Origin of the sequence: Paenibacillus sp. 37 (assembly GCF_008386395.1) — a bacterium.
GTDB classification, from domain to species: Bacteria; Bacillota; Bacilli; order Paenibacillales; family Paenibacillaceae; genus Paenibacillus; species Paenibacillus amylolyticus_B.
On record NZ_CP043762.1, the window covers coordinates 17,765 to 35,339 of the forward strand.

Here is a 17,575-nt window from a genome sequence, read left to right on the forward strand (position 1 = left end):
TTTAAAAAGTTAATGTAACATTGGCATCTTTCGCAAAATCCAGAAAAGTGACAGCTCCGCCTACTTCAATCCCTTCAATAAAATCCTCTATTGTCAAGTTCATAACGTCCATAGTCATCTGACAAGCAATAATCTTAACACCTAACTCCTGAGCCATTTCTACAAGCTGTGGTATCGTTGGAACATTTGCATTCTTGAACCCTTCAGCAAAATGTTCAGCCCCTTCAGGTAACGGCAGTTGGTGATGTGCTTGCTTATGAATCAGATTCAATCCTTCAAATGTAAAGAAAATGGCAACCTCTGCTTCAGTTGCTGCAGAAGCAGTTGCGATATTAAACACCTTATATGCATCGAACATTCCACCATTACTTGCAATAATAGCTACTTGTGTACTCATTGATATACCTCCGTTATTTTGTTGGTTTTATTATTTTTCGGTTGGACCTGTCCAACTAGTCATGCCGGGTTCTACATTCGTGACTTGTTTAAACCCTTTTTCAGTAAGCAATTGACAGGCAAGGTCACTGCGGTTGCCTGTTTGGCATACTACATAAATTTCTGCATCCTGATTAAGTTCCTGGATTCGACTTTCGAGTTCACCTAGTGGAATGGAAAGGGCTCCAGCAATTCGGTTAAACGCATATTCGGCAGGTTCACGTACATCCAGTAAGATCATCTTTTTGTTTTCAATAAGTTTTTCCTCCAAATCTTCATTGGAAATGACTTGTGGATGCTTCTTCTCTTTCTTTATTTCAGTAGAATTTGCCTTACGGACATAATGCTTGAGAACATTGCCATCCTCTACTGTACCGAGATAATGATGTCCAGTATTTTTGGTCCATCCTTGAATGTCTGCCAGAGATCCTTTATCTGTGGCTTGCACTTCAATAACTTGACCAGCATCAAGTTGATCCATTGCTTTTTTTGTTCTAACGATTGGCATTGGACATGAAAGTCCCATGCAATCGAGTGTCTGATCTACTTTAATTTCGGCCATGAAAGCAACCTCCTTAAAATTTGTTGCGAACAAGACAATCTCTTAGGATATATTAAATTCTCCCTTTTGGACTGTAGTTTACAACGAGAATCTCATTAGGGTCGATAACTTTATACCCATACCCCTATGGGTATAATACAAAGAGTTTTCGTTATTGTCAACCTCAAGTACTAAAATAATGAAGTGTCGCTTCAAGCCTGGGATAATAGTGATTGACTTTACATCCCTTTTGAACTTTGTTTGTTCAGAACGTTATGATTTTTAATACCTAGCCGCCCGTATTTAACCTCTTATCGTGTCAGTTGTTCCAAAATAATGTAAACATTTTCATGTATTATAGTACTTAATGAGTTTTAAGTGCATTCGCTAAATGTTTAGATATTCATCTAATCGGCAATCGGAATATGTTCTTGTCCATTCCGGCAATCGGTACAAGTTCTTGTCCTTGGCTTGGGACACGAACTTGTACCGATAAAACAAAAAAGCCGCTAAAATGTGGTCATAACCCTGTCAAGTAGACAGTACAAAAAAAGACAAGGATTTAAGCTGCGTCCGTTTCCCGGTATTCTACCGGGGAACGGTCGTTTAGTTTTTTCTGGAATCGGTTTTGGTTGTAAAACAATATGTATTCGCTCACTTGCTGTTCAACCTCTGCTTTGTCGGCCGCCTTATTCAAGTATATTTTCTCGGTCTTCAAATGAGAGAAGAAGGACTCGATACAGGCATTGTCTGGACAATTTCCACGTCTGGAGTGGCTGCCTAGCATGCCGAGCTGTTTCAGTTTACGGTTAAAGGGCTTCGAGGTATATTGAAATCCTTGATCCGAGTGCAGGATTACGCCACTCAAGTCCACGTGCTTACGGAGTCTATCCAGCGTTTCATGAACTAAAGCGAGGTCATTTGGTTCAGAAAGATGCCACGCTACAATTTCGTTATTGTATAAATCCTGAATGACAGAGAGATACACAAAATGTTCTCCAGCACGAATATAGGTAAAGTCCGTAACTAGCTTCGTTCGTGGCGTATCCGCCCGAAACTGGCGCTCAAGCCGATTTGGATTTACCACAGAAGCTTGTTTTCCAAAGAATCGACGTTTCTTTCGAATGACAGAACAGATGCCTAATTGTTTCATTAATCGGTACACCTTTTTGTGGTTGACCCTAAGACCTTCCCTCCGTAAAGCTACCGTCATTCAAAGATAACCAAAGTAGGGATGTACGCGATGGATGGCAAACAAATGCGATTCTAATTCATGTTCCTTGTATCGACGTTCTTTTGCCGCTGATCTGCTTTTTCTCCACTTGTAATAACCCGAGCGGGAAACCGCAGCTAGCTTTAAGAGCCAAACCAGACCATGGCGTGCTCGCAGGTCTTCTATGATTTGAAATCTGGCAGCTTTACTCGTCACTCCTTGTGTATACTGCTTTTTTAAGTATTCAATCTCCGCCCGCAAGTATGCCATCTCTTCATCCATACTGGAAAACGTTGTTCTAAGGCGTCCCCGTTTGGATGTAGCAGGTTCTAGACTCATTCCCTGTTTCGCTTTTGCTGCCCATACTTGTACCTGAGATTTGTTTTGAATATCTAAACGAGTCGCTACTTCACGTATACTCATATGTTCCTCGTTGACCAGTCGGGCCGCCTCCAATTTCAATTCCAAGGAGTACCGCCGGAAAGTTTTGTCCTTTTTTAGCCATGAAAAAATCCTCTTCGTTTGACATGATATAGTTCATCTTACCAGATGTCTTTTTACTCTTGTCTACTAAAAGGGGATAATACCAAAATAGCGACTTTCAATGGGTGCATGTTTCTTGTCCCTCGACATTTACTTCAAAATAAGCTATCAAACGCACGTTCCATTGAATCGGCTTCTTTTGAAACCGCCAAGAATACATATTTCCCCTTTGTCTTTAACACATGATGTTCGAGCAGATAATATTCATCCGGGCGATAGTCCTTGAATTTCATTTTTTGCGTTTCGATTCGTTGCTCCATATTTTCTTTGACGCTTTCAGATTGACTCTCATCCTTTAGTTTGATGACGGCCAATTCATCAGCTTTTACATTCGATGTTGACGTATAAAGGATAAAATCATCCACGCTGTCTGCATCAATGTTATACAATTTCTGCAGCTTATTCAGATCCTGCTTTTTCATTTCTTTTAGGCTCACGGCCTGTTCGATACTTTTTCCGATTTCAGTGGCCGACTGTTGTTCTGAAATCTTGTCATCCTTGCCTACGCATCCGGACAAAACGCCAATTACGACGATGAATACAAGCATAACGGGGGAAAAAATTCTTTTCCCTCTCCATTGCTTTTTCATTTGATCACTCCGTTACATTTTTTATGGATGGGTCCTCGAAAAACGTATTCGCATTATAAAGAAATAGCATGTCCTGAATTCCCTGTTCGTTCGCCAGCGACGCCAAATCCTCTTCATAATACCGAAGGTCTACCACGTTTATTTCGCTAAAATGCTTTAATAAGAAAGGAATCAGGCTGTTAGCGTACGAATCTTTGACTACCAGCAGCTTTCTACCGCTCGGATTAGCCGTTTTAATATGGATTTGTGCATGATTTCCGTTAAGAAACACCGCATATTTATCCTTCCTGAGCAGTTGCTCCATCGCATACAATGAATCCGTGGTCTTCTCTTCATCGACATACGTTACGGTATATTTCTCTTGATCCTTTGGCAAATAAAGCTCCAAACGATCGGGCTGCATATGTCTGAACCCGCTTTTTGAATAAAGCGAGCCGTAAAATTCATCGGTTACTTGCTGGATGTTAAACTCTTCCTCTTTTTGAGGTGTTAGCCCCATTTGTCTGCAAAGTTCCAGGTAAGCGATATAAGCGCCTTTACGTCCGAGTGGATCCCGCAAACTGGCGGTCATTACTGCATCAGTGTACGTATTCAAGATTATCAGGTACCGGGGTTCCCCGATATTAAAGAGTTATCGAACCAAAATAACCATGCACAATCGAATTACGATCGTTTCTATTCAACCACTTCTTCTCCACCTTCACGTGAAATTAAAACGATTGAAGTTGGAAATCCGTTTAATTTAAGAACACGTATTTGGTTTGTTGTTAGTAACAGCAATCCCCTTTATCGCACGTACCTAAAGCATGGATGGGTCTTTCTTGATCCTGGTGAAGCCAAGGATATTGAGATGATGTTCGAATACGCCCCTGATCTACTAACTAACGATATGTACTCAGATGAATTAAAGTTGAAATATAAAGAATTTGAGAAAAAAGAAAATAATGTTGATGTTACTGCATATATTGAAAACCCTTATGACAACCCTCACCACGAGATTCAAAAACTCGGGGGAATGCAAGTACAGGTACTCACTGGACGTGCCACTAAATTTGAAACCTTTTATTTACAAGATGGGATAATTAATGGGATTATCGTAGCTGTTGATCAAAGTGAACCAGTAAAAGGAGGAAAACTTATCTTACGCCATACGCATAGGAAAACACATACTTTCGAATATCAGGAGGTTGAATTAGATAACGGTAAGTTCACAGCACAACGAAAAGACATGACTACAGATGTTAAAGCTTTCTATCTCCCTTCTGAAGGTTATGGCGATTGCGAAAGTAAAACTCTAGATGTTGATTAGCCAAGGTACTCTACAGGATGGCCTAGTCTCAGTACGGGCAAATTTCCACTTCCATCTCATTCAACAGGAAGTGTCTGAGATCCGATTTTAGTGATGAGTATCTACAATTTGATCCAAGATCACGTTTACTGTTCAAGAGATGCTTTTATATTCTCCATTCGATCTATAATAATTTTGATGACGCTTAAGAAAAAATCTTCTTTGAGGGGGATTTTCTTTTTCAGAAGGTAGGTAGATTGAGAATCATCAAAACGAAGCAGTACATTATCATTTTGCATCATGCGGATATGCCCTTTTCCAACACGCCCAGCGGCTTCTGATGAAGACTGATCAATATAAGAGGCAAATGCCGCTCGTCTCGATGAACGTATGCAGGCCTCGCACTAAACTTTCCCAAATTACATGTCAATCACTGCCGGTGACATCAATATACAAAGAGATCGAATTGGTTGTAGAACAAGTTCTAATCCTTACTCAGGATAAGAATTTGCTTTCTACATATTAGAAGCTGCTTTAAAAGGAATATAATTGAGATTATATTTAGTCCACCATCTTTCCCCAATGACACAATGTTCTTGTCCTTTTCGGCAATGGTACTATGTTCTTGTCCCTCGACAGCGAAAAATGATCTGTGATTATTGTGAGAGAGCTACCAGTGTTACTTATCCTATCATGATTTTAGGTCTATTTGCATAACACAGCAAATAAGCCTCGAAAAAGTTCGAGGCTCTGTCACGTAGATTGTTCCACGTTAGTAATGAAAAGTGTTTTTACTACTGGAGGAACTATCTCCATTTTATTACTTATCTGTTGCTCAGATGTCCTTACTAAGATGTCATCGGCAACATTTATGATCAAACTTTATGGTGTTTTATGAGTCGTTCCACTTCTGCTTTTGTCAGACCGGTAGAAGAAGCAATGATATCAACATCTACTCCTGATTTAATCAATTTCTTGGCAACATCAGTAGCTTTGTTACGCTCTCCTTCTTCCTTTGCCCCTTCAATCATAGAAGCTTCATCATGCAAATACTTTTGTCTGTCCTCGTATAATCGGCGGGATTCGGCATCCTGACTAAGAAATTCCAACGTATCCATTGCTTTTTTTAATACAGGTTCGTTCATCGTCAGCACCTCCCAATTGGATTTATCGACACCTTTTAAGAATAATAGCCAGTTAACCAAACCACCATTTTCTACTGGAGTCGCATGATCGCCAAGCTTGGGCAATTCCAGAAAATGCAGTTCTATGTCATCTATGAGCGAGATCCCACTCCGGTCTTCACGCAGATGGAATACGTTATGATATTGATCATTGGGCAAAAAAGAATAGTTCAGGATGTTAATCGTCACGCATTTTTTCAGCATCTTATAAGAATGCCCCTCTTGAAGCTGTCCGCTGTATAGCTTGCTCCAGTAAAACATCGTTCGTTTCTCAGTATCATATTTATTGAATAACTGCATTTCAACGTTGATGAGCTCGCCCTCCGCTGTTCTTCCGTGTATATCAAGGATGGATTGCTTGTCACGAGGAGTGTCCTTCTCGGTATATGGATTCAACAAGATGATTTCTGTCAAAGGCGGCCTACCTGCCTCTACAAAAGTCTTGTTCAAGAAGGCAAGCAGAACATCCCGATTTTCTTCACTGCCAAATATACGTTTGAATAAAAAATCATTTCGGGGGTCAAGCAGTTCATTCATCTGCAATCATCTCCATTCATTCATAGTATATCACGCTTAAAGGTTCTTAGACACACACCAGACAGACCACCCTTTACGTCTTTTTCTCCATTCTTTCTCCTCTTTGGGTGTTGCCTCTCCGCCATGAGCAGAATTAACAATTATTCTGACCCGGGGGAGTCTTTTTATCGAACAAACGCTAATATTGACATTATCGAACGTATTTTCCGGAAGCCATTCATATATCTTTGCAGCGCCCGCAGGATCGGAACTTCTGGAGGATGCACTCCAGCCGAACACCGTGGAATTGTCTCGTGTCACAGCCCGCCATTCTTTTCCTTCTCGCAAGTTCTGTGCACTTTCAATCTGGGCGTTTGCCCTCAATACTGGGGCGGTAGTATCGGATCATAAAGGAGCCATCGGGAGAAAGTTCTCCTTGTATATGACGATGAGTGGCTTCAGCTCACGGTGCTTCAGGTATTGATGAGAAAAGTTTATTCAAGCTCTGTTCTTGGCGATAGTATTCCATTGGGCATTAGTTTTGGGATTCTCTATCTCTTTGGAATTGTCTTTTAAGAAAACCCCTGATCAATTACTTGTTCTTGGCTCGGAACTCAGCTTGGAACAAAAATTTGGTTCTTAAAACAAAAAAGCCGCTAAGTAGCGACTTTGATATTAATTACCTTAACCTTTATTATTCAATAATGACTTTTTCAGCTATAGCTTGTGGAGGTGATGACTGGGCTATAAGATTTTTTATCCATACTTCAGCTTTTTTATTTTTTATTGAACTAGCAAATTTAGACTCGGCTGCCCCACCGATAACTATTTCACTATCCTCATCTTTACTTATCCAAATTTGTTTCGTTGCAGGATCATCTGGGTTATCTTGTTCAATCAATATTTGATTATCTTGTTCATTAACTTCTATAATTGTACCGCTGATGTCCGCATCTGATTGAGTTAGTTCATTTTGAGAACTACAGCCGACGGCTAGTAGCAACAAAACGAGTGTGAGTCCACTCACTAGTTTAGCCATGATCATCACCTTCCACTTGCAATATAAAAACATCAATAGGAGGAATCGGTGTAAACTCCCGAGAGACCTAACGAACTAATTGTATAACTATATTTTGAAAAAGCTTGCCATGTATCTACTCCACCTTGTCTAACTATACCAGTGTGGGTACCTTCAATTCTTGCATAGTTTCGTACACCATTATTGACGACATTGTATACTAATCCTCCACTATCTCCTAGCTGTGTACCACTAAGTCCAGTAATGATCATATCAGTCGGTCCACCATTAATATCATAACTAGTGTCAACAATCTCAGCTAGAGGATAACTACTTCCATTCAAATTGTACCCGTGTACTCTTACCTTATCTCCAACCTGACGATATAGGCCAGAGTAATCCGTTGTCCCTATCGTTAAAGAATTACCATTTAAATTATGGCTCGGATTTACAGATGAGTTGTATACTATATAACCTGCATCGAACTTAGACGTATCCGAAAATACAGCATTGTTCATTGTACCAATCGGGCTAGAACCGTCAGATAAGTCATACCAAGTTCCATTCTCACAATGCCCCGCAGTAACACCGACGTTGTTACCATTGGCACGACCGTTGAAACCTAAACTACATGCCGGGGAAGTAATAGCAGTTCCTCGTTCAATTTTTTCTCCGGGAAACAAGTTATACGCTTGTGTTTGAAGGCTCAACTCGCCTATTACCGATCTCACCATATCTTCATCGATATAGTTTAGTATCTCTTCCTTAGCATTATCGTACTGCTCTTGTGAGATGTACACATTAACTTTGTTCAACTTAGGATTTATACCAACCGCTTCTAACCCTAACTCTTTCATTTTTCCAGATAATGATTCTTTTGCTTTAGTCAGTTCTTCTAAAGAATATTTTACAATTAAATATTCAATATTTTGAGGAAAAACACTCGTGCTCATTACTGAACTTTTTAATTCGTTTGGTAACTCAGTAACAAGAATGACATTCTTACCGTTTTCATCGGTGTATGCACCAGTATAAATATCGCTATAGTTGCTCATTAACTCTAGCTGTACGTTACCTCGATCAATCAATATATTTGTGTTAAGTAGACTGGCTTCAGGATATTGTTCCGTGACTGCCTCTGCCTCAGTTTCTAATGACTTCGTGAAACTAGTAGCGGTAGGTATCTCCCATTTATGACCTGGATCATTGCTTTGCACTCTAATGTTATCGTTTGATATGGACTCCGCCGCTTGACCTGTACTAATAAAAATACTTAACGAAATCATTAGCAAGGTTACTATCAGTGATAAAATGCGCTTGTTCATAAACTATCTCCTCTCATAAGGTATATAAAATAAAACGCAATTTTCAGTAAAATGTTGCATTTATTTTTATATTTTTACTCAAATTGGTTCATCTAATCGAGAATGGGAACATGTTCTTGTTCATTTCGGCAATCGGTACAAGTTCTTGTCCTTGGCTCGGGACAAGAACTTGTACCGATAAAATAAAAAAGCCGCTAAAATAGCGACTTTAATGGGAATATGTTCTTGTCCCTCGACACTTTAGTAGTGAGTCTAGGCATTGGCTGATAATTCATATAAATTCATCCGTTTTATTCCAGATTCAATCACCCTGTTTTCTATGTATGTGCAAAGTAGCTAGATTGTATGCCGCGACCACCAATTTATTTTTATGATTCAAAATACGCTTCCTACATGCTATAATTAAATGGCATGATTTTCCTTGAGTGCGGTTAGCTTATCTCCGAAAGGAGGTGAGCGCTATGAACTTCTCCTTCTCAGACGTGATAATGTTCGCAACATTTCTAATTGCGGTACTAACGTATGTAGATAACAAGAAGAAATAACCCACTCTGAGGTTCGCGCCAAAAGTGTGGGTTATTTCCGTCTTTGTCATCATTAATGGAGATGGGATTCCCTACTCAACAATAATTGTGCAGGGAGACGGTATAGCGCACCGTCTTCTTTATGTAGTATATAATACCACAGTTGTTTTTATACATCAATAATGATCTTGTTGACTATAGTCGATTCTAATCTCTTGGTTCGACTGTTTTTAATGTATTATCCAGTTCAATCAATCTGTCCACAACAGTTCTTCTTATCTTGGGTAAGTCACTAATATGTCTTCAATAAAAACTCTTGCCGTTTGCAGTTGTATATGAAATATACATCCTTTGAGAATCAGTTAAGATAGACCCTTTTCATGCTATTGTACCACTCCAATCGTATGGAGTTAAAGTAGCTTATTTGCTAACTTTTTCCGTTTCTAATGATCGTTCGAAATCTTGCCCTTTCGTTTTCTGTTTTTGTATATCTTCGCGAGTAATCCGCACGAGTGTGATCTTGTTCTTTCTCCGATCCTTTTAAAAAGGCACCTTTAACCCACTGGGGAATATCTTGGGATAAAGTTTGAACCTTTTCTCTTTCAACCTCCATTACTAATCTAAATTTTGAGGTATTATCAAAAATAAAAGAGCGATCGATCGGTCATATCGTCTTCGGATATCCTCTTCTGGATTATGATGTCCACCATTCCTTACTCGCATTTCTACTCGCTCGATGTGATACTCCACGTTTTTAAGACCTAAGTAATACAGGTTTATTTCAAACCCTGCCTTTTTGGCTTGTTCTATTTGCCGCATTGCATTTTTACCGGCAAGCGTTGTTTCAAGGGAAAAGCTTTTTCCGTTCTGTATATATTCACTGAATGTTTGATAGCTTCTCTTCCAGCTGATGGAGAAACCGATTCCGGAAGACAAGGATTGATAGTTTTTGCAATGGCATCCGGATCAATAACCTCTCCTAACTGATCGTTAAAGTTCTAGTTAGTGTGCTTTTCCCTGCTCCATTCGTTCCAGCAAAAACAGTCATGACGGGTTTGCTCACGGGTATTCAATTTCCTTTTTGTTACCATTTTCTTCATATATGATCACTGTTTTTTTGCCATCCGGATATTCCTTGATCATTTTTTCATTTTCTTCATATACAATGGGCACACCATTGCTTTTGGCCTCTTGTCTGGCCGAGAATGTTGCTTTTACTAAAATTTCATTCAATTCAGAAATTGACATACGTTTCATGTGAAGATATCCTCCTTAAACAATTGTACGTAAAAGTTTCACACTATATGGACGGATCATTTTTCAAGTTTAGCAAGCCTTTTTCCATTCTCAAGAAATCTTTCTCACTAATTTGTCCAGACAGTTTTTGTTCATTCAGCTTATTGGCTCTGACTTGGAGCTCCTATCCCTCGATATGTGAACTACACTCTACCTAAGAGGTGGGGTGCTTTTTGGTCAATAGTGCAACTGCCTCAGCTTACAGGGGAGTTCCTCCCCCAATGTATGCCATTTAGTTGGCGAGTTGCAGTAGATTGAGGGCCGCATTTCGATCACGATCATGTACGGTCTGGAGGGATGGGCACATCCATTCGCACAAAGCCAGATTTTTTACCTCCACATTTTTGTAACCACAACATGAACATAGCTGACAAACTATAACGAATCTGCATCACGTTTTGCCCTTTGATATTCTCTTTCATCTCGAACTGCTCGATTCCATTCTGATTGCGAATACCTAACGTTATAATTAGCTTGTTTTACAAACATTTTTTTTGAAAAATCGGCCTGTTCCCGTTTTTCCTCAGCGTTATCATATGCCTTACTTTTTAATCGTTCTCTCTCTTCGTGTAAATTACTTTCCCCATTACTCCATCCGGTACCATGGTTTGGATTACTAAATAATGAGACAACCTTATCCAGTACTAACAGCAGAACGAATACAATAGTACCACCGACCAAAAGTAAAAAATCAATGACTTTGAGCCGCATCATTCCTCCCTTCAAGGAAGATACGCTTCCTTTTTTTAATAACTTCAACATTCTAGCTTTATCTCTCTGGCTTAGAATCTCTCTATCGTATTTTCCTGCCTCTATCTCTTCAATCAATCTTCCGTTTGTATTTGTTATTCGAACCATAACTTTGTTGATCAACTTTGCAGATATCACAGCAAAGACAATTGGAATAATGAATGAAATAGCTAGATGTATGAAACCATCCCATACATCAGATACTAGCATTTGAGATGCATACGTATTGGTTAAATTAAGTAGAAGAAACAGAATAATAAATCCGCAAACAGTTCCATACATACTATGCCATTTGAATTTTTTTTCATCATCTAAGGGATTGGACTGCCTTTTAATCTTATTCGTAAAGAGCTTTACAACTAAAATACTTATAAATCCAGCGGGGATTGCAAATATCACACCATAGATACCAAGTGAGAAATGGTTTGTATAAGAAGAGTATAACCCCCCCTCAAAAATTACCTCTTGAGTCATTATTCGATTGACCAATTTATTGATTGCAATGGTCAAAATAATCGTTAGGATAATTATGGAAAAGGTCTTTCCTTTCAATGTTTCCTTCATCGTCCATTTGTTCATCTCTTTCATTCCTTTACTCATCATTTAGGTTTCTACTCAGCAACCAAGTTAAATATAGATTCTACAAACGATTTCTTTGTTAAAGAGACCTCCTATTCAAATGCTCTAGTACGTACGTTTCTGTTCCTGAAACCATCAGCCTTACATCCTATCTAACTAATACGGTTAAAACTAGTTTCTTAACTACCTCAAGTTCGTATGTACTTATTTTCGGTGTTTTACTATGTATAGGTATTTTAGGACCTAAATACTAACAAAACAGATTATAATAAGAATATTACTGCTATATACTCATTTAATATAGGTATATCCTCTCGGTTCACCATGGGAATCCCCTTTAATGATTACTACTGCAGGAAAACCGCCTTCTAAACAAACATGTTCCCGCTCAATTAGGTGACAGAGAATTGTTAGGTATATATCTAATCGGAAATAGGAACATGTTCTTGTCCTCAGCAGTTATTTTCAGTCCGATGTTTCGCTTTTTTAATACCTAGCAACCGTGTTTTACCTCTCATCTTGTCAGTTGTCACATAATATTGTGAACATTTTCATGTATTATGGTACTTAATAAAGCTTTAAGTGCATGTGATCAATGTTTAGATGTACATCTAATCGGTAATCGGACTATGTTCTTGTCCATTCCGGCAATCGGTACAAGTTCTTGTACTTGGCTCGGGACAAGAACTTGTACCGACAAAATAACAAAGCCGCTAATTTACCGACTTCAAAGAAACTATGTTCTAGTCCTCCGACATACACTTTGATAACTACTTCACAATCTGAAGTTCTCTCCACTCTTCGGAAGCTAGTTTGTTAGATTTAGTAAAAAGTTTTAATCCCACGCCAGTTAGAACATCTCTAATTGGATAATAGGCGCGGTTCTTCCAAAAGATTTATTTTTTGGGATTCAGATTAAACGACTTCTCTTGTTAAGTAAGGGTAATCTTACCGTTTTTATTGCTAATGGTTCCACTTAAGAGAGCCATTAATTCCGAAACAGGTGTGTACATAGTTAGATCAGTTTGACTGAACATTCCCTGACCACTATACTTCAGGTATTTCCCCTCGAAACTCACCGGAATAGGATCATTTATACTCAATTAATCATTTAGTGATAAGCTATAATAAGGTTCAGTAAAATCGTCAACAACATTACCATATCTTCGAGGTGTCATTAGATCGCTCCCGATGACACGGTAGGCACCTTGGTTTAAAAGACCAGATTGAAAGATATGATCCGTGCCCCCATCCAACTGACTCCGTAATCAATGGGAGGAGATCATCCAGTCGTATTAATTGTTATGGTTCGAACCCGTTTCCCTGTCTGAGTTTCAAAAATCCGGTATTCTTATGTTCCTTTGACCAATCGATTGTTTTCAATGAAGTTCACCCGGAGTACGCCATACTTACCATTTGGACTTGATTGAGCGAACTTTCTCTTGTTAACATAATCATCTGCGGCGTTTTCTCTAGTTGTATGGAGTTTTATTATTTTTCCATTAACCTTGATCTCGTAAGGATATTCTCCCGGGTAAGAAACATATCCATTTTTTGAATCATATTACGTACCTGCTTCCACATATAATGCTCCAATAGACAACTCTGGATCAAAGTAATTGTGGTACAAGTAGTTAGTTACAAAAATATTTGAGTGTTCCATGGGTCTTTCTTTTGCTTTGTGTATCAGTTTATTGGTAGCTAAAGAATAAACTAGGTATTCTCTTCTTCCCTTCTCTACGACGTACATCCCTGTATCTGGGTAAACTTCGTCAATCGCTCCATCGTTGATATTTCGATATGCGAGGGTAGTAACAACTTTCTTCTGGCTATCATACTTTAGAAGTTTTTCTGTAGCTCCGCCCTTTTATATCGCATAAGTGATTAAAGAGTTTTTCGTGTTCATCCCGCTAATGGACTTGAAATAGTACTCAGAAGAGGTGTCTATGAAGTCCAGTACAGTATCCTCATTTGTAAATAAACCTGTAGTGTAATCGACTGTCGTTTTCCTCACTATAGGTTTTCCTGTTCCATTTATCATATAATTGTGAGGTATCCACTGTAGGTTAGTTTTATCTTTTGTCTCAGCATTCGAATCAACGGCACTACCGTAAACAACACTGTCCCAAGGGGTCATTACTCCTGTGAGAAAAGTAACAATAATACCATTAATAAAGTTAGATAAGCTTAGTGTTCATAGGACCTCCAAAGTTAAAAATAGTAATTTGCTATATACCTATAGATTAAGATTGATTTGAAATACTCCATTCCAAACCTATAATAATTTGTATACCTTCCATTTCCCGTACTAAATTAAATTGGCTGATGAACGAAGCAACATCTTCACCACTTACTATGGATTTACCATTACTTCCCCCCGGTCCGCCCTGCTTTTGTTTAAGTCTGTAGCAGTTCTTCATTCGACTTATCTTAGTGGGAGACTAAAAGAAGAACTCGTATTTTGGTCTATGGTGAAGGTTTTCCAGGTTCCTGTGGAAGATCCATCTGAAGTTTTAGCTAACGCAAACCGCATCCAGAACTTTCGTGGCACTTCCTTTTTGAAAAAACCAGAATCCACGTACTCTTCAACCGGCAGATTATTGATGCCATAAGCTTCTACTGTTCCACTATCAAAGTTGTTTACCGTTGTAAAAGCGTCGGCTGTAGCTTGGTAGAAAGCTAGATTTCTTAAATTATCACCCTTCGGAGTTACCGTTACTTCGATAAAAACCTCATATAATTCCTGTTTAATAGGATATCTGTAATTCTTGTCAATGAACATCTTCCCATAAAGATTTAGAACGCTTTTCTTAGAATTTGCATGGGTAACAATCATCCTATGCGGCATAATGGTACCCAAATTATTGCGTAATTTGGCCGATTTACCAACGATGCGATCAAAGCTTGCAATTGTACCGTCTTCTGATTTCAGATAAACATACGGCGTAGCAGAAGTTAGGTTTGTACCAGTCAATCCCACTTCGCGCATCTCATTCAGATCTCTATACGAAGTTGCCTCATTCTCCTGTATCTGCTCGTAACGTGATAAAATAACCGCTGCCTCTGCACGTGTGGTCGTTTTGCCTGGACCAAAGGTGCCATCTGGATAGCCACTCATTAATCCGGTTCCCAGAACTACTGATACGAAGGGATATGCTGATTTCTTCAATCCGCCCTTGTAGTATTCTGCTACAGGAACCAGCGTGTTTTCTGTATCTTTCAGCGCTTGCTTGTACTCTTCATCTTTAGCAGCGAGGCCTGAACTGAGCCACTTCGCCATCTCTTCCCGTGTTAATGCGGTGCTAGGTTTAAACCCATTCGGGTAATCTGAAGAGTTCAAGAACCCCAGGGATACTGCACGATTCACTTCTTCCTCACTCCAGTGGCCGGTCAAATCCTTAAACACATTTGCCTGATCCGTTTTCGCCGTTCTTTTGGCCACTCGGGACAGCAATGTTGCAAATTCTGCGCGCGTAACCGTCGCACCCGGTTTAAATGTCCCATTGCTATATCCTTTGAAATAACCTTTATCTACTGCGGCATCAATGGATGCTTTCGCCCAATGATTCGCAGGTACATCTTTAAATGAGGTAACTGCAGCCTGACTTGTGCTTTCGGTGAATGGGTATATACCTATTATCAATACAGCACTTAATAAGAGTTGAGTTACTTTTTTCAATGTTTCCACGCTCCATAGATAAAAATTAGACTGGTTTTTCCTGAGATAAGCTATGTATTCTTTCGGGTTAATCTTTAATTGAATCCAACCATTTGTACTTTAGATCCCGTTCCATACTTGTGAAGGATCTTTACTGGCTTTATTAAAGCCTTCATTCTGTAGGACATTTTTGCTCCTAAGGTTTCCGAAACGAAGCGAATTGCAACTATCACAATACCTTGACGATCCTGGAACGGCTTTTCATCCGGGAAATTCATCATCTTCGTATTCAGTAAAACTTCTACAGTTGCTTTTCATCTTGTTTCTACGGCTGATTCTGTACCCACCATGCTAGTAGTCACTATTCCTGCTAATGCTATAAAAGAAAATTTCTACTTTTCTTTTTAAAACTCTACTTTAGTATGTACTTGCTTCTCACATGGATTTTACCTTGTTCTTATGTTTTCTACTGTTTATAGGACTTACAGATCCTAAACACCTATCAAACTTCCCAGTTATGAGAAAATATTGCCACTATGCGTTTATTTTATATAGGTATATTATCCCATACGCCCCAAAAAGAAAAGCTTGTTCCGAATATTAATTTGAACTTATTAATATACTTCATAATAATGTTCACTATAAAAACTCAGTAAAGAACGAATTCTTGAAATAAAAAAGAGCCGCTATTTTAGCGACTTAAAAAAAAGGGCTTATCTTTTCAATTGAATGATCTCCTGTTCAGTGAGCCCAGTTGCCTTAGCGATCGTTGATATATCCAAATTCAAATCCAACATATTTTTGGCCACTTCTGTGATACCCGATTTGATACCCGCTTTTCGAGCTCCTTCTAGCATCGACGCTTCATCATGCAAATATTTCTGACGCGCTTCGGAATCCTGGCTCAAAAATTGCAAGGTATCCATAGCCTTCTCTAATCCTGGTTCATTCATCTTCAGCACCTCCCAATGTGTAGCATCCACACCCTTCAGAAACAACAACCAGTTCTCAAGACCACCTTGTGATAGAATAACGTTAGGTAATTCCAGAAAATGAATCTCGATATCATCAATTAGGGTTAAAGCTGTCCGGTCTTCTCGAAGATGAAAAGTACTATGGTAATTATCATTGGCTAAAAAAGCATAGTTCAGGATATTAATTGTGACGCATTTTTCAATTCCTGATACTTCTCTCCCTCATGAAATTGACTGGAATATCGTTTACTCCAGTAAAACAACGTTCTTTTCTCAATGTCGTACTTATTAAATAGCTGCATTTCAATATCAATCAGTTTTTTACTCTGAGGTTTTAGCATAAACATCAAAGATCGATTACTTATCGAGCGGATCATCTTTGTCCGTGTATGGATTCATGAGGATGATCTCTGTAAGTGGTGGATCTCACGCTTCAGTAAGGACTCGATTCAGAAATGCCAGTAATACATCTTTATTATTCTCACTGCCAAAGATACGTTCGAAGACAAAATCTACTCTGGGATCAAGCAATTCCATAACAGCAACTCCGTTCTATATCCACTTCCATTATACCAAAAATCTGAGCGTTCAAAACAAGTTTCATACAGGCATCAACCTATTTAAGCCTGTCCAGCATAAGGGTTCTATTCGCCAATGGCGTTCAAGGGAACAATAGAATCCTTGGCTTATCTGTTGTGGCTTTGCTTTAATTCAGTGCACTGATTACTGCCCGACTTTCTTCCCCGCTTGTTTATTCCAGACGACAGGTTCCACATACCCAATCTGTTCAATACCAGGCGAAGCTTCTCATACTCAAGATCGCCTGGCTGAAGGTCTACCCGGGATAGGCTGTTACATTAATCTGCGCATTGGCACGATTCTGATGTTCATTCTCGTTTCCTTTTTTTGTGAGTAAAAGAAAAAGCTACTCTTTGTGCGACTCATTTTAAACCTTGCTGTAATGAAGCAAATAATTGGGCTGCTTGTTGGGTCGAATGTGCATCTTCTTCCATCTTCTACTCGCTAAATTGCTCCAATAAAATAAAGCCGATCCATTGAAGGATCGACTTTGGCTGTAGCATAAGGGCTATCTCTTAATGGTACAACAGCAACAATAAAAGTTTGGATACTCTCTAAACAT

The 17,575-nt window shown here is 39.0% G+C and carries 16 protein-coding genes and 3 pseudogenes; 2 read left to right on the top strand and 17 right to left on the bottom strand.

What is annotated here, in order from left to right:
* Position 1: 1 nt before the first annotated feature.
* The 5 genes and pseudogenes from F0220_RS30405 to F0220_RS30425 all read right to left on the bottom strand — a co-directional run bounded on the left by F0220_RS30405 (position 2) and on the right by F0220_RS30425 (position 3,821).
* On the bottom strand, positions 2 to 397 hold the full coding sequence (locus F0220_RS30405) for a DsrE/DsrF/DrsH-like family protein (protein ID WP_149846964.1): 396 nt from the start codon (positions 395 to 397) through the stop codon (positions 2 to 4).
* 30 nt (positions 398 to 427) lie between these two features.
* Positions 428 to 997: a sulfurtransferase TusA family protein gene (locus tag F0220_RS30410; protein ID WP_149846965.1), complete on the bottom strand. Its 570-nt coding sequence runs from the start codon at positions 995 to 997 to the stop codon at positions 428 to 430.
* A gap of 541 nt (positions 998 to 1,538) precedes the next feature.
* Positions 1,539 to 2,702 (bottom strand): annotated as a pseudogene (locus F0220_RS30415) (IS3 family transposase).
* Positions 2,703 to 2,827: 125 nt separating this feature from the next.
* Positions 2,828 to 3,322: a DUF4358 domain-containing protein gene (locus F0220_RS30420; RefSeq protein WP_149846966.1), complete on the bottom strand. Its 495-nt coding sequence runs from the start codon at positions 3,320 to 3,322 to the stop codon at positions 2,828 to 2,830.
* A gap of 4 nt (positions 3,323 to 3,326) precedes the next feature.
* A complete protein-coding gene (locus F0220_RS30425; RefSeq protein ID WP_317452011.1) occupies positions 3,327 to 3,821 on the bottom strand; it encodes a DHHW family protein in 495 nt (164 codons plus the stop codon).
* On the opposite strand from F0220_RS30425, the gene F0220_RS32700 reads away from it, so the two are divergent.
* Positions 3,822 to 4,631 (top strand): hypothetical protein, encoded by an 810-nt coding sequence (locus F0220_RS32700; RefSeq protein ID WP_188310600.1) that lies wholly within the window; start codon positions 3,822 to 3,824, stop codon positions 4,629 to 4,631. It abuts the gene before it with no gap.
* Between the two features lie 125 nt (positions 4,632 to 4,756).
* Here the strand turns inward: F0220_RS32700 and F0220_RS33120 are convergent, their stop codons facing one another.
* The 5 genes from F0220_RS33120 to F0220_RS30450 form a co-directional block, all read right to left on the bottom strand.
* On the bottom strand, positions 4,757 to 4,912 hold the full coding sequence (locus tag F0220_RS33120) for a hypothetical protein (RefSeq protein ID WP_223200049.1): 156 nt from the start codon (positions 4,910 to 4,912) through the stop codon (positions 4,757 to 4,759).
* 573 nt (positions 4,913 to 5,485) lie between these two features.
* Positions 5,486 to 6,331, bottom strand: coding sequence for an Rpn family recombination-promoting nuclease/putative transposase (locus F0220_RS30435; RefSeq protein WP_100527985.1), 846 nt, complete (start codon positions 6,329 to 6,331; stop codon positions 5,486 to 5,488).
* 36 nt (positions 6,332 to 6,367) lie between these two features.
* Entirely contained in the window at positions 6,368 to 6,631 is a 264-nt protein-coding gene (locus tag F0220_RS33480) for a hypothetical protein (RefSeq protein WP_411157714.1), read from the bottom strand.
* Between the two features lie 373 nt (positions 6,632 to 7,004).
* Positions 7,005 to 7,349 (bottom strand): DUF3221 domain-containing protein, encoded by a 345-nt coding sequence (locus F0220_RS30445; RefSeq protein ID WP_165789924.1) that lies wholly within the window; start codon positions 7,347 to 7,349, stop codon positions 7,005 to 7,007.
* Between the two features lie 32 nt (positions 7,350 to 7,381).
* Entirely contained in the window at positions 7,382 to 8,653 is a 1,272-nt protein-coding gene (locus F0220_RS30450) for a chymotrypsin family serine protease (RefSeq protein ID WP_149846968.1), read from the bottom strand.
* Between the two features lie 488 nt (positions 8,654 to 9,141).
* Between F0220_RS30450 and F0220_RS33485 the strand changes: the two genes are divergently transcribed.
* Positions 9,142 to 9,198, top strand: a complete 57-nt coding sequence (locus tag F0220_RS33485; protein WP_411157715.1) for a putative holin-like toxin — start codon at positions 9,142 to 9,144, stop codon at positions 9,196 to 9,198.
* 594 nt (positions 9,199 to 9,792) lie between these two features.
* Here F0220_RS33485 and F0220_RS33125 read toward each other — a convergent pair.
* The 7 genes and pseudogenes from F0220_RS33125 to F0220_RS33490 form a co-directional block, all read right to left on the bottom strand.
* On the bottom strand, positions 9,793 to 10,113 hold the full coding sequence (locus F0220_RS33125) for a zeta toxin family protein (protein WP_223200050.1): 321 nt from the start codon (positions 10,111 to 10,113) through the stop codon (positions 9,793 to 9,795).
* A gap of 123 nt (positions 10,114 to 10,236) precedes the next feature.
* The gene (locus F0220_RS30460; RefSeq protein WP_149846969.1) at positions 10,237 to 10,434 is read right to left on the bottom strand and encodes a hypothetical protein; all 198 of its coding nucleotides are present in this window, start codon (positions 10,432 to 10,434) and stop codon (positions 10,237 to 10,239) included.
* 271 nt (positions 10,435 to 10,705) lie between these two features.
* The gene (locus F0220_RS30465) at positions 10,706 to 10,813 is read right to left on the bottom strand and encodes a hypothetical protein (RefSeq protein ID WP_411157710.1); all 108 of its coding nucleotides are present in this window, start codon (positions 10,811 to 10,813) and stop codon (positions 10,706 to 10,708) included.
* Between the two features lie 35 nt (positions 10,814 to 10,848).
* Positions 10,849 to 11,802 carry a hypothetical protein gene (locus tag F0220_RS30470; protein ID WP_149846970.1) on the bottom strand — a complete coding sequence of 318 codons (954 nt, stop codon included), beginning with the start codon at positions 11,800 to 11,802 and terminating at the stop codon, positions 10,849 to 10,851.
* A 2,425-nt stretch (positions 11,803 to 14,227) separates the two neighbouring features.
* Complete coding sequence (locus F0220_RS30475) at positions 14,228 to 15,490, bottom strand: S-layer homology domain-containing protein (RefSeq protein WP_223200051.1); 1,263 nt, start codon at positions 15,488 to 15,490, stop codon at positions 14,228 to 14,230.
* Positions 15,491 to 16,173: 683 nt separating this feature from the next.
* A pseudogene (locus F0220_RS30480) lies at positions 16,174 to 16,971 on the bottom strand (Rpn family recombination-promoting nuclease/putative transposase).
* Between the two features lie 192 nt (positions 16,972 to 17,163).
* Positions 17,164 to 17,276: pseudogene (locus F0220_RS33490) on the bottom strand (transcriptional regulator); the annotation flags it as partial.
* Between the last annotated feature and the right edge of the window lie 299 nt (positions 17,277 to 17,575).

Excerpts from the sequence above, each read along its gene's own strand:
- F0220_RS30470 (WP_149846970.1), bottom strand. The coding sequence starts at position 11,802 with ATGAACAAATGGACGATGAAGGAAACATTGAAAGGAAAGACCTTTTCC.
- F0220_RS30410 (WP_149846965.1), bottom strand. The coding sequence starts at position 997 with ATGGCCGAAATTAAAGTAGATCAGACACTCGATTGCATGGGACTTTCA.
- F0220_RS30460 (WP_149846969.1), bottom strand. The coding sequence starts at position 10,434 with ATGAAACGTATGTCAATTTCTGAATTGAATGAAATTTTAGTAAAAGCA.
- F0220_RS30425 (WP_317452011.1), bottom strand. The coding sequence starts at position 3,821 with ATGGGGCTAACACCTCAAAAAGAGGAAGAGTTTAACATCCAGCAAGTA.
- F0220_RS30435 (WP_100527985.1), bottom strand. The coding sequence starts at position 6,331 with ATGAATGAACTGCTTGACCCCCGAAATGATTTTTTATTCAAACGTATA.
- F0220_RS30420 (WP_149846966.1), bottom strand. The coding sequence starts at position 3,322 with ATGAAAAAGCAATGGAGAGGGAAAAGAATTTTTTCCCCCGTTATGCTT.
- F0220_RS33120 (WP_223200049.1), bottom strand. The coding sequence starts at position 4,912 with ATGATGCAAAATGATAATGTACTGCTTCGTTTTGATGATTCTCAATCT.
- F0220_RS30405 (WP_149846964.1), bottom strand. The coding sequence starts at position 397 with ATGAGTACACAAGTAGCTATTATTGCAAGTAATGGTGGAATGTTCGAT.
- F0220_RS30445 (WP_165789924.1), bottom strand. The coding sequence starts at position 7,349 with ATGGCTAAACTAGTGAGTGGACTCACACTCGTTTTGTTGCTACTAGCC.
- F0220_RS30450 (WP_149846968.1), bottom strand. The coding sequence starts at position 8,653 with ATGAACAAGCGCATTTTATCACTGATAGTAACCTTGCTAATGATTTCG.